The sequence below is a fragment of the Ruegeria sp. CDSC051 genome (assembly GCF_059610665.1).
In genome coordinates this window covers 447566-459990 of the sequence record NZ_JBXWOC010000001.1, presented here as the reverse complement: position 1 = coordinate 459990, position 12425 = coordinate 447566, and the positions used below count along the sequence as shown (strand labels likewise).

At 57.8% G+C, this 12425-nt stretch carries 11 protein-coding genes; 3 read left to right on the top strand and 8 right to left on the bottom strand.

What is annotated here, in order from left to right:
• Positions 1-2: 2 nt before the first annotated feature.
• Both pgl and zwf read right to left on the bottom strand, forming a co-directional pair.
• Entirely contained in the window at positions 3-674 is a 672-nt protein-coding gene (gene pgl, locus AC2FH0_RS02270; protein ID WP_496788445.1) for a 6-phosphogluconolactonase, read from the bottom strand.
• The gene (zwf, locus tag AC2FH0_RS02265; RefSeq protein ID WP_142633574.1) at positions 671-2119 is read right to left on the bottom strand and encodes a glucose-6-phosphate dehydrogenase; all 1449 of its coding nucleotides are present in this window, start codon (positions 2117-2119) and stop codon (positions 671-673) included. The genes pgl and zwf overlap by 4 nt, the downstream gene beginning before the upstream one ends.
• Positions 2120-2282: 163 nt before the next feature.
• On the opposite strand from zwf, the gene AC2FH0_RS02260 reads away from it, so the two are divergent.
• Complete coding sequence (locus AC2FH0_RS02260) at positions 2283-3236, top strand: radical SAM protein (protein WP_496788444.1); 954 nt, start codon at positions 2283-2285, stop codon at positions 3234-3236.
• Here AC2FH0_RS02260 and AC2FH0_RS02255 read toward each other — a convergent pair whose 3' ends face one another.
• Both AC2FH0_RS02255 and AC2FH0_RS02250 read right to left on the bottom strand, forming a co-directional pair.
• Positions 3237-3932 carry a lipid-binding SYLF domain-containing protein gene (locus tag AC2FH0_RS02255; RefSeq protein WP_496788443.1) on the bottom strand — a complete coding sequence of 232 codons (696 nt, stop codon included), beginning with the start codon at positions 3930-3932 and terminating at the stop codon, positions 3237-3239.
• Positions 3933-4035: 103 nt separating this feature from the next.
• A complete protein-coding gene (locus AC2FH0_RS02250; protein ID WP_142633572.1) occupies positions 4036-4305 on the bottom strand; it encodes an usg protein in 270 nt (89 codons plus the stop codon).
• A 224-nt stretch (positions 4306-4529) separates the two neighbouring features.
• Between AC2FH0_RS02250 and gyrA the strand changes: the two genes are divergently transcribed.
• Complete coding sequence (gyrA, locus tag AC2FH0_RS02245; protein WP_496701510.1) at positions 4530-7223, top strand: DNA gyrase subunit A; 2694 nt, start codon at positions 4530-4532, stop codon at positions 7221-7223.
• Between the two features lie 61 nt (positions 7224-7284).
• Here gyrA and AC2FH0_RS02240 read toward each other — a convergent pair whose 3' ends face one another.
• The 4 genes from AC2FH0_RS02240 to AC2FH0_RS02225 all read right to left on the bottom strand — a co-directional run bounded on the left by AC2FH0_RS02240 (position 7285) and on the right by AC2FH0_RS02225 (position 11625).
• Positions 7285-8202 (bottom strand): CE1 family esterase, encoded by a 918-nt coding sequence (locus AC2FH0_RS02240; protein ID WP_496788441.1) that lies wholly within the window; start codon positions 8200-8202, stop codon positions 7285-7287.
• The gene (locus tag AC2FH0_RS02235; RefSeq protein WP_496788439.1) at positions 8199-9668 is read right to left on the bottom strand and encodes a carboxypeptidase M32; all 1470 of its coding nucleotides are present in this window, start codon (positions 9666-9668) and stop codon (positions 8199-8201) included. The genes AC2FH0_RS02240 and AC2FH0_RS02235 overlap by 4 nt, the downstream gene beginning before the upstream one ends.
• A 5-nt stretch (positions 9669-9673) precedes the next feature.
• Positions 9674-10819 carry a heme A synthase gene (gene ctaA / locus AC2FH0_RS02230; RefSeq protein ID WP_496788437.1) on the bottom strand — a complete coding sequence of 382 codons (1146 nt, stop codon included), beginning with the start codon at positions 10817-10819 and terminating at the stop codon, positions 9674-9676.
• 62 nt (positions 10820-10881) lie between these two features.
• Positions 10882-11625 carry an RNA methyltransferase gene (locus AC2FH0_RS02225; protein ID WP_281972025.1) on the bottom strand — a complete coding sequence of 248 codons (744 nt, stop codon included), beginning with the start codon at positions 11623-11625 and terminating at the stop codon, positions 10882-10884.
• A 153-nt stretch (positions 11626-11778) separates the two neighbouring features.
• On the opposite strand from AC2FH0_RS02225, the gene AC2FH0_RS02220 reads away from it, so the two are divergent.
• Positions 11779-12399: a thiamine phosphate synthase gene (locus AC2FH0_RS02220; protein WP_496788435.1), complete on the top strand. Its 621-nt coding sequence runs from the start codon at positions 11779-11781 to the stop codon at positions 12397-12399.
• The last annotated feature ends 26 nt before the right edge of the window (positions 12400-12425 follow it).

Genomic DNA, 12425 nt, shown 5'->3' with positions numbered 1-12425 from the left:
CTCTACTCCGCCCAATGGACCGTCATGCCGCCCAACACAGCAGCAATCGGCGCCTCTTTGGGATGCAGGGACATGGCCCGGTCCAGCGCCTTGCGTTTGGTTTCCCCAAAAATCACCAGATGCTTAGACAATGCGCCGTCCAAGACCGGAGCCGTTAATGTAATCCGCGCCTCGGGCTGAACTTCGGGTCGGGCCACGGCCAAAGGTGGCGCATGCCCGTTCAATGCGGCGGCCAACCCGTCCATCCCCGGAAACAGCGAGGCGGTGTGCATATCTTCGCCCATACCCAGCATGAGAACCGAAAGAGGCAGCACAGGCGCAATCAAGCTCTCAATTTCGGGCAGCACCGATTCCGGATCTTTGCCATCCAGATACAGCGGCACATATTGCGCGACCGAGGCGCGATTGGTCAGCAAACGCTCTTGGATCAGCCGCGCATTTGCGCGATCGCTGTCGCTGGGCACGCACCGTTCATCCGTTGGCAGAATTCGGACCCGGTCCCAATCCAAATCAGCGGCACACAATCCGTCAAAGACCGGCCCGGGTGTGGTACCGCCCGGCACAGCAAAAGAGACCAGATCGTGATGCAGCAGCGCCGCCTCTAGATCTCCGGCGATAGCATTGGCCACGTCGATGGCTAGCATATCCCGGTCGGCGTATTCCTGAATTTTCATGGGTTTATCCCTTGCCAACGGCGACCGTCCCGTTTCATCAGCAGCTCGGCGTCGCCTGGCCCAGTGCTGCCGCTCTCATAAGGTTTCGGCACATCGCCACGCGCCTGCCATCCTGCGATGATCGGGTCTGTCCAGGCCCAGGCGGCCTCGACCTCATCACCGCGCATGAACAGCGTCTGATTGCCTCGGATCACATCCATCACTAGACGTTCATAGGCGTCTGGCGGGTCCTGGTTCTCGGCGCCCAATGCCTCGGCAAAGCTCATATCCAGGGGCACGTCGACCAAACGCATACCTCCTTGCCCGGGCTCTTTGATCGTCACTTTCAGCGTGATGCCCTCATTTGGCTGCAGGCGGATCGACAGCGCATTCGCATGACGCCCGGCATCCGCTCCAAAGATCGAATGCGGCGCGTCTTTGAACATCACATTGATAACCGAAGACCGGGCCACAAGGCGCTTGCCCGTGCGCAAGTAGAACGGTGTTCCCGCCCATCGCCAGTTGCTGATATGCGCCCGCAGCGCCACATAGCTTTCCGTGGTCGAGCGCGGATTTCCAACGGCTTTGCGGTAACTTGAACTTTCGCCCTCAAACTGCCCCCGCACGATATGATGCGGCTTTACCGGGTCCAGAGCGCGAATGACCTTGAGCTTTTCATCACGCACCGCATCCGGGTCGAACTTGGCCGGAGGTTCCATGGCGATCAGGCACAAAAGCTGCATCAAGTGGTTCTGCATCATGTCGCGCATCGCGCCTGCGCGCTCGTAATACTCTTCACGGCCGTTAATTCCGACGGATTCGGCTACGGTGATCTGGATATGGTCGACATACTGGCTGTTCCAAAGTGGTTCGAACAACATGTTGCCGAACCGAACAGCCATCAGGTTTTGGACGGTTTCCTTGCCCAGATAGTGGTCGATTCGATAGATTTGACTTTCCCTGAAATGCGCGGCCAGCGTGGCATTCAAAGCCCGCGCACTTTCCAGATCATGGCCAAAGGGTTTTTCAACCACGATCCTCGTCTGCGGCGTTGTCAGATCATACGCCTCGATCCGTTCCGCCAGAGGGCCAAACAACCGCGGCCCCACCGAAAAATAGAACGCCCGAACCCGATCCGGCTGAAGTTTCTGCGCAAGCTCGGCCCAGCCATGATCCGCAACAGCATCCAATGTCACATAATCAACCCGCTGCAAAAACGCGTTCAGTGCAGCGGTGTCCTGACTGTGTCGTCCGGCATGTGACTCAAGCGAGTTGCGGACCAAATTGCGGAACTTGTCACGATCGTAATCCGTTCGGGCCGCCCCGATTACTTGCGCGCCTTCAGCCCACTGGCCAGCACAAAACCGGCGAAACAGAGCGGGCAGGATTTTACCCTGCGCCAGATCGCCGGTTCCGCCAAAAATGACCAGATCAAAGGGGTCTACAGGTATGACGCGAGAAACCATGTGTTTTCCTTACCTTGCCCTATGCTCAATGTCCAATGTTAGCGCAACCATTTTTGCGGATTTCCGCGACATCAATTCTCTGTCAGCTCACCCATGTCTCACTTTGCGAAACGGTCTGAAACCTCTAATTCAAGGTGACAACAGAAAAGAACCGGAAACCGGAATGAAAGACAACGCCCCTCAGATCGTCAATATCGGCAAGTTTCAAAACAAATTGGTGACAGCGGATGGCCAGACTCGTGCCTCGGTGGCGTTGACCAACCCCGAGACGCTCTGGTTCAATACCGGGACTCTGTGCAACATCGAATGTGTGAACTGCTATATCGAAAGCAGCCCGACCAATGATGCGTTGGTCTATATCTCGGCGGGTGAAGTGCGGGACTATCTGGACCAGATCGAAGACAGAAACTGGCCCGTGCGTGAGATTGGCTTTACCGGTGGTGAGCCGTTCATGAACCCCGACATGATCGAGATGGCACGCGCTGCGCTGGAACGCGGCTATGAGGTGTTGATACTGACCAACGCGATGCGGCCAATGATGCGCCAGAAGATGCGCGAGGGATTGACTGAACTTCAGCGCGACTACGCTGGGAAACTGACGCTGCGGATATCGCTCGACCATTATCGTGCCGACCTGCACGATAAGGAACGTGGCAAAGGCAGTTTTGACAAAACCGTGGAAGGTATGAAGTGGCTACGCGATGGCGGATTCCGGATGGCTGTTGCCGGCAGAACCGTATGGGGCGAGGACGATGAAAAAAGCCGTCAGGGATATGCTACGTTATTCAACCACCACGGGTTTGGCATCGACGCGCATGACCCTGCGCGAACGGTCCTTTTCCCTGAAATGGACGAAACCGTCGAAGTGCCGGAAATTACCACCGCCTGCTGGGGTATCCTGGACAAATCACCCGCGACTGTGATGTGCGCCAGTGCCCGGATGGTGGTCAAACGCAAGGGCGCTGAAAAACCGGCCGTTCTGGCCTGCACGTTGCTGCCTTATGAGCCGGAGTTCGAGATGGGGCATACGCTGGCCGAGGCGGAAGCGGACGTGCACCTCAACCATCCACATTGTGCCAAATTCTGCGTCCTGGGTGGGGCCAGCTGCTCGGCTTGATCAGTTCAGTTCCGGCGATTTCCAGAATTTTGTACCCGACGCGCCCGCTGCCACGCGCCACCCTGTCTTGGACAGTTCAAAAAAGGAACGACCGTCGGTGAATCGCACGGTTTCCGTCGTGTTTTCGTCGCCGTACATGGCGCCGGTTTCGGCGGTCGCGTCATAGCCTTGAGTGATGAACTTATCCAGATCAGCAGCTGTTTCGAACATGATCACAAACTTGGATTCAAAGCCGCCGATGCCGATCGCGCCACCCACGCCGCCTGTTCCCATGTTCATATATGTGTGCTGGCCGGTATCCTTTGAAACCGCCACACCCCGCCCATACCCAGCCGAGACTGGAAACACCGTAACCTTGCGCGAGTCGAACACGGCATAGCCGGCACAGACCTCGTACAGCGCATGCGCTTCGTGATTTTCGGCCAGCAACTGATCCAGAATCTGCGTGGCCAATGTGTCCAGCTTGGCGCGCGTCTCTTCCGGAGTGGCCTCATTGCTTAGCAATTCGGTGGTCGAGTCGACTGTACCCTCAACAGCTTTCGCGCCTTTATCGATTGTCTCGCCAACGGTTTCGGCCCCTTGCCCTACAACGTCAGCCGCGTTTGACGCGCCTTTTTTGATCTTGTCCAAAACTCCCTCAGCGGCGACTGACCCACCAAGCAAAACGGCGGCGACAAACAGCAACATTCTGGGCATGGGACATTTCCTTAGCTGATCAATGGTTTGGGCACGACCCTAGCCTAAGAAAATCAAATGGAACACGCCCTTTCGTTACACAGCCAATAATCTGTCAGTGCGGCTAATTCACCCGAAACTCGCCAACTTGATTGCGCCACTCTCCGGGCGCGATCATCTTACGGTGGGTGAATTTCACGGAATGTAAGGGGCCTTCGATCTCTCGCTGCCAGAAATCAATGAACTCGAACAGTTTCGGATGATCCGGCGCCAGATCGTATTCCTGCCAGATGAAGGTGTTCAGAACATGGATATAGTCGGGCATGTGGTAGAATAATTCCGCCGTTGTCAGCCCATAACCTTTAAGCATCAATTCCGTTTCGCTGCGCTCCATTTCGACCTCAATTTTAATTGCAAGGTCCCCCTATTGTATCACGAAAACACCCTAATCCTTAGTTAACAATATGTTACCGTGATGTTACCGGAGTTTCTCACTTGCAAAATGGTTGCTTGCTTGCACCTTATGTGCCGGGTCTGATAAGGTGTATCCACAAGATATAGAGTCTGCATACAGAACGGGCAGTTTACGTGAACGATACGCCAGAAGTTCCTGAAAATATGGATGAAAACCCACCAGAACGCCCCGTTTACGGTGGCCCGACGGTCTCCATCGAATCCGAAATGCGCACGTCCTATCTGGACTATGCGATGTCGGTCATTGTTAGCCGTGCGATTCCTGATCTGCGCGATGGGTTGAAACCGGTACATCGGCGCATCCTTTACGCGATGCACGAGACCGGAAACACCCATGACAAATCCTATCGCAAATCGGCCCGTCCGGTCGGCGACGTAATGGGTAAATACCACCCACATGGCGACAGCGCGATCTATGACGCGTTGGTGCGTATGGCTCAGGATTTCTCGATGTCGCTGCCGCTGCTGGATGGTCAGGGCAACTTTGGCTCGATGGACGGCGATAACCCGGCGGCCATGCGCTATACCGAAGTGCGGATGGACAAGCCCGCCGCCTCTCTGCTGGCGGATATCGAGAAAGACACCGTCGATTTTCAGGACAACTATGACGGCAAAGACAGAGAGCCGACAGTCCTGCCCGCACGGTTCCCGAACATGCTGGTCAACGGCGCTGGCGGCATTGCCGTGGGCATGGCGACCAATATCCCGCCGCACAATCTTGGTGAGGTGGTCGACGCCACCCTCGCCCTGATCGACGATCCCGATCTGACGTCCGAGCAGCTGATCGAGTATGTTCCAGGCCCCGACTTCCCGACCGGCGGAGTAATGCTGGGCCGGTCCGGCGCGCGCAAAGCCTATTTGGAAGGGCGCGGCAGCGTCATAATTCGCTCCAAGACCCGCGTCGAGGAAATCCGCAAAGACCGCTATGCCATCGTGGTTGATGAGATTCCATATCAGGTGAACAAGGCTTCGATGATCGAAAAGATCGCCGAGGCCGTGCGTGAGAAGAGGATTGAAGGCGTCAGCCACGTTCAGGACGAATCCGACCGTAACGGCGTACGCGTGGTGGTCGAACTGAAACGTGATGCCACGCCCGAAGTTGTATTGAACCAGCTTTTCCGTTTTTCGCCGATGCAAACCTCGTTTGGCTGCAACATGCTGGCGCTGAATGGCGGGCGACCCGAGCAACTGACTCTGCGCCGGTTCCTGACCTCCTTCATTGACTTCCGCGAGGACGTCGTCGCCCGTCGCACTGCGTACGACCTGCGCAAAGCCCGCGAACGCAGTCACATCTTGTGCGGTTTGGCCGTGGCAGTTTCGAATGTGGATGAGGTGGTTGCAACCATCCGCTCATCCGCTGACGCCGCGCAAGCGCGTGAAAAGCTGATGACCCGCCGCTGGCCCGCGGCTGAGATCGAAAGCTATCTGCGCCTGATCGACGACCCTCTGTCCATGATGAACGACGACGGCACCTATAACCTGACCGAAGTTCAGGCCCGCGCGATCCTCGACCTGCGCCTGCAGCGATTGACCCAGATCGGTGTCAAAGAGGTTACGGACGAACTGGAGGAACTGGCGGGTAAGATCCAGGAATACCTGGATATTCTGTCCTCGCGAGAGCGCATCATGTCGATCATCGGGGATGAGCTGCGCAGCGTTCGTGAACAGTTTGCCGTGCCCCGTCGCACCGAGATCGTCGATTGGTCCGGCGACATGGAAGACGAGGACTTGATCGAGCGTGAGGATATGGTCGTGACCGTCACGTCGGGCGGCTACATCAAGCGTACTCCGCTGGCCGATTTCCGGGCGCAAAAACGTGGTGGCAAGGGCCTGTCGGGAATGCAGACCAAGGAAGAGGACGTCGTTACCAACCTTTTCGTGGCGAACACGCATACACAGTTGTTGTTCTTCACCACTGACGGGATGGTCTACAAGCTCAAGACCTGGCGTCTGCCGCAGTCGGGGCGCACTGGCAAGGGCAAGGCCATTGTCAACATCCTGCCGATTCCGACCGGGGTGTCCATCGCGGCGATCATGCCCGTGGATGTGCCGGACGAAGAATGGGAAAACCTGCAGATCATCTTTGCCACCAGCGCAGGCGATGTCCGCCGGAACCGACTGTCGGATTTCACCAATGTCCGCCGCAACGGCAAGATTGCGATGAAATTGCCCGAGGGCATCGAACTGGTGAATGCACGCATCTGCTCAGAAGACGAAGATGTGATGCTGGTCACCAATTCGGGCCGCGCAATCCGATTCCGCACCACTGATGTGCGCGTGTTCAACTCACGCGAATCCACCGGTGTTCGGGGCATAAGGCTGAGCAGTGGCGACCGTGTCGTCTCGATGTCGGTGATCCGCCACTTTGAAGCTGATCCGGATGAACGCGCCGCCTATCTCAAGATGCGCCGCGCAGTGGCAGGCATCGCCGATGACGGTGAGACGGATGAGGATGAAGCAACCCCCGGCACCATCACGCAAGAACGCTATGCCGAGATGTCTGCGGCCGAAAACATGATCCTGACGATTACCACTGGCGGTGCAGGCAAGCTGAGCTCCAGCCACGACTACCCGGTCCGCGGACGCGGCGGCATGGGTGTCGCGGCGATGGATAAGGCGATGCGCGGCGGGGCACTTGTGGCGTCGTTCCCGGTCGATATCGAAGATCAGATCATGCTGGCCACGTCCAAGGGTCAGTCGATCCGGGTCCCGATCGAAGGCATCTCGTTCCGCTCGCGGTCAGCAGGTGGCGTGAAGGTGTTCAACACCGGCAAAGGCGAAGAGGTTGTCAGCGTCGCCTGGATCGCCGATCAGGGTGACGAGGAAACCGAAGAGTAACGCGGCCGTCTAGAATTGCGGATCGTGGAACCTGTTTCCGCGATCCGTTTTATGTTTGGGGCTATTGGCCGTGGTCAGCCAGGCTCTCAAACCAGTTCAGGATCAGATCCGCCCACCCGGTTGGAACACTGTGTCCGCCTTGAAAACCAATCACTGACAAGGACCTTTCTTTTTCTACAACCGAACGGCATCCGTGATAAGTTCTTTGATCAAAGCCGTTTCCTTGGGTTAGATCGACCGTATCGCACCCCAATTTATAGGCCATTCCGTCTACAGCTTCGACAGCACCCATATAGTCATGTGCCCGAAGGGATGAGTCTGTCCCGGCAAATGGAATGACAGAGTCTGCGTAGCCATGCATATAAAGCAAATCAAAGTCGAAACTGGCCGTGGCACAGGGGCCAGGCTGACGGCGCATCGGCGTCCCGCCTATTGGCGCGAAGGTCTTAAGGCGCGGATCAACCTCGGAGCAAGCCAAATACCAGGCGAATGAACCGCCACGAGAATGTCCCGCGACTAGAATGCCATCCGGTTGGATGGAAAACCTTTGAATTGCATCTTCGACGACATCCGCGACAAACCGGAAATCATCCCGGCTGTATCGGGTAGAATCCCACACCCACCCAGTACCGGGGCCGTTTCGATATTCGATCTCCAATGCTGTTGGTGCGATCACCGCATAACCACGATTCAGAAAAGGTTGAACCAAATCAATGTTTTCTACCGTTTTTTGACCACTTCCGTTTGAGCCATGCAAGAACACGATGGCTGGAAAAGGTCCATCCCCGATTGGGATCAGGGCGTTATAGTGCCGGTCTGAAACCTGACAAGGCATGTCGGCACCGCCGCAATCGGTCACCTGATACAACTCGGAAAAGGACGCGTTTGGCCTATTGCCACGCAACGCCAAATAACCAGCGAGTGCTGCGATGCAGATCGTAACCAGCCTGACGACCAATGCAGGTTTCTTTGCGATCAAAATTTGTACAAGGCCCGGAACTTCGCCTCGAGATAGTCCAGCAGAGGCTCCGGCCCAGGTTCCATGCCACTGGCGCGTTGGATGATGTCGCGGGGGGCGTAAAGGCCGCCATGGCGTTGGAGGTTTTCGCGCAGCCAACCGGTGGCGCCCGACGTGTCACCCTCGGCCAGTTGAGTATCCAGATCGGGCAGCGCGGATCGCAGAGCCTGGTTCAGGCATCCGGCATAGACATTGCCCAGCGAGTAGGTCGGGAAATACCCGAACAGACCGACGGACCAATGGACATCCTGCAGACACCCGTTCGAGGGCTTATCAACCGCATAGCCGAAATCCGCCTTGAACCGGTCATTCCATGCGCCCTCAAGGTCGCTGACCTGCAGATCACCGCTCATCAACTCGCGCTCAAGGTCAAAGCGCAGCATGATGTGCAGGTTGTACTGCACCTCATCCGCCTCGGTGCGGATATATCCATTATGGACCCGGTTGACCGTGGCATAGAACGCATCGGCATCGGCGACGCCGAAATTGCCAAAAGCCTCGACCATCTGGCCAAACAGCCAGCCAGTATAGGCGCGTGATCGACCCAGTTGGTTTTCGTAAATCCGGCTCTGGCTTTCATGCACGCCCATCGACACGCCCTGCCCCAGCGGGGTCAAAAGGTAGGCTGGGTCGATGCCCTGTTCATAGGCGGCGTGGCCGACCTCGTGAATGGTTGAATAGAAACAGTTGAACGGATCGGTCTCGCTGGTGCGCGTGGTGATCCGCACGTCCAATCCGCTGCCCGAGCTGAACGGGTGAACGGCCTTGTCGACCCGGCCAGTGTTCAGGTCGTAACCGAATCCGGTGGCCAGCTTCTGTGACAGGCGCATCTGGGTCGCTGAGCCAAACGTCCCAGTCAGGGCGGCCGGTCCGGGCTGATCCAGTACGGCTGCTCGCAATGCCACCAGACGCGGACGCATCTGGTCAAAGATCGCAGCGATCTGAGTGCCGGTCGTATAGGGCTCGTAATCTTCGACCATGGCGTCATAGACATCGCCGCCCTGTGCCAGGGCCTGACCTTCCTGACGTTTGAGCGCCACAACCTCTTCCAGTACGGGCAAAAAGGCCGCCACATCCTCATCGGCGCGTGCCTGTGCCCATGTGCCCTGCGCGGCTGAGGTAACGCGTGCGATGGTCTTGGCCAAATCGGCGGGCACTTTCACGGTCCGCTCATAGGACCGGCGGATCTCGCGCAGTTGCGCGCGGGCGACATCGTCCTGCGGCTCGGCCTGCTCCAGCCACTCTGCCACACGCGGATCAGACCGTCGGGCATGCAAAACAGATTCGATCGCGGCCATTTCTTCTGCGCGCTGCGGTGCTGCGCCGCGCGGCATCACTGTTTCCTGATCCCATCCCAGACGCCCGGCAATCTGACCAAGGGCCGAAATTTCACGTTGGAAGGCCATCAGTTCATCATAGGCAGTCATCTGGGTCAGGCTCCGCGGATCGAAGTTGCGATGGGATAGGCTGTCAGGAAGCGCGCACGCAGGATCAGAGTCCACACGATCACGGCCATGAACTGGTGGAAAATGGCGATCTGCCAGGGGGCCGCGTAGATCACGGTCATTATCCCGACAACCACCTGCAGCGACAAGGCTGCGAACATCGTGTTGAAGGCAAAGCGCGTTTGCGGATGCGCACTGGAATTGCCACGCCGCCAGACAACGATGGCAAAGATGAACAGCAGATAACCCGTGCAACGATGGATGAACTGCACAAGCCCGGGGCTTTCGAAAAAGTTCCGCCACATCGGTTCCAGTATCGCCGCGTCCGGCGGGAAAATCTGCCCGCCGATCAATGGCCAGTCGGTATAAGACCGCCCAGCGTCGATACCTGCGACAAGTGCACCGATGAGGATCTGCAGGAATGCGAAATGCATCAGGCCGGTAGACAGGGAAAACAGTTTGGCTTCTTTCGCGCGGCGGGCTTGCATCAGGTCACGCTCATCCCGGCCAAGTTCGAACATATACCAGGCGAGGAAACCCAAGATCACAAAGGCCAGACCCAGATGGATCGCCAGGCGATAGCTGGCAACGGCGATCATCCCCTCGCCCTGCGTCACGCCTGACGCAACCATCCACCAGCCAACCGCTCCCTGAATCCCACCCAAAGCACCGGGGATCATCAGCTTGCCGGTCCAGCCCGTTGGTATCTTGCGGGCAATAAGGAACCCGAAAAATCCAAGTGCCCATACCAGCCCGATCACACGGCCCAACTGCCGGTGGCCCCATTCCCACCAATAGATGGACTTGAAATCCGCAAGCTCCATCCACTGGTTCTGGATGCGCCACTGGTCGATTTGCTTGTACTTGTCGAACTCGGCCTGCCAGTCGGTTTCGGTCATCGGCGGGACAGCCCCGGTGAGCGGGCGCCATTCGGTGATCGACAGCCCGCTATCGGTCAGGCGGGTCAGCCCACCCACCGCAATCATCACAACCACAAGCGCAAACAGGATCATCAGCCAGGCCCGGATAGCCTTACGCGCACCACCGCGGCCCCGGTCAATCATACCAGGTTGAACCGCTTGTTGTTTTTCAGAGTCTGAGACCTCTTCGAAGATGCTGCGCTTGCCGCTCATGCGTTCCTCATGTGTCTTGAATTTCGTTGCAAGCTAGGACCACCATGGGACGAGGTCCAGCCTTACCCTTTGTCTTTCCAACGGACCATCTGACGCATGACCCCGTGCAACATCTGCACATCCGCCCGCGTCATCCGCATCCGTGACCACAGATTGCGCAGATTGGTCTTCATGCTTTCGGCTTTTTCAGGCGGGTAAAAGAACCCCGCCTCTTCCAGCCGGTCTTCATAATGTTCGACCAGTTTTTCGACCTCGATGCCTGTGGCCCAGTCGCCTTTGCCCAGATCGGTTGCCTCATGCACGACGTCGCCTGTCTGGCGCATCCACTCATAGGCGGTCAGCAACACGCATTGCCCAAGGTTCAATGAGGCATATTCCGGATTCACCGGGACCGAGATGATGGCATTGGCCTTCGCAATATCCTCATTCTCAAGCCCTGCCCGTTCCGGGCCAAACAGCACGGCGACTTTTTCGCCCGCAGCGACCTTTTCGGCCGCGATCTGCATAGCGCGTTCGGGGCTGAAGACCGGCTTGGTCAACCCGCGCTGGCGGGCCGTGGTGGCAAAGACATAGGTGCTGTCGGAGAGTGCGCCAGCCAAATCGTCAAACAGCTGCGCCTCATCCAGCAGACGGCCCGCCCCACTGGACATCGCCACCGCCTTGGGGTTTGGCCAGCCATCACGTGGGGCCACGATCCGCATCCGGTCCAGCCCGAAATTCCACATCGCCCGCGCGGCGGCACCAATGTTTTCACCCATCTGCGGGCGCACGAGCACAAATGAGGGCTGGGATTTGTCGCTTGGCATGGTTGTCTCCGAAAACTGCGCCTGCTGTAATCGTCGCGCCAACGCAGGGCAAGCCATTGGCGGCGCCAATTCTACCTGAAACAGGCATAAAAGTTTGCTTCCGGCCCGCAATCCGCTAAACCGCGCAAAAGACTTAAAGCTAAGGACGCGCCGATGGACACCGCCGAGCAGCCGCAGATTTACCTGATCACCCCGCCGACCATCACGTTGAGCACGTTCCCCGACCAACTGGCCCGCGTTCTGGACAGCACCGAAATCGCCTGCATCCGTCTGGCCCTTGCGGGAAATGACGAGGATACTATTGCCCGTGCCGCTGATGCCTGCCGCGAGGTTGCGCATACGCGGGACGTGGCGCTGGTGATTTCCAACCACGTCCTGTTGGCGCAGCGTCTGGGTCTGGATGGGGTGCATCTGGATGATGGCGCGCGCTCGGTCCGGTATGTGCGTAAGGAATTGGGTGCCGATGCCATTGTCGGCTGCTTCTGCGGCACCTCCAGCCATGACGGCATGTCGGCTGGTGAGGCCGGGACGGATTATGTGGCCTTTGGCCCGGTTGGCACGTCCTCCTTGGGTGACGGAACCGTGGTCGAGCATGATCTGTTCCAGTGGTGGTCCGAGATGATCGAAGTGCCGGTTGTGGCAGAAGGCGGCCTGACACCGGATTTGATCCGCGACCTGGGCCCCTGCACCGATTTCTTTGGCATCGGGGATGAAATCTGGCCACAGGAAGACCCAGCCGCCGCACTGAAAACTTTGATCGCCGCCATGGGCTGAACCGGGTGTGAGCGTTAACCCTTGCA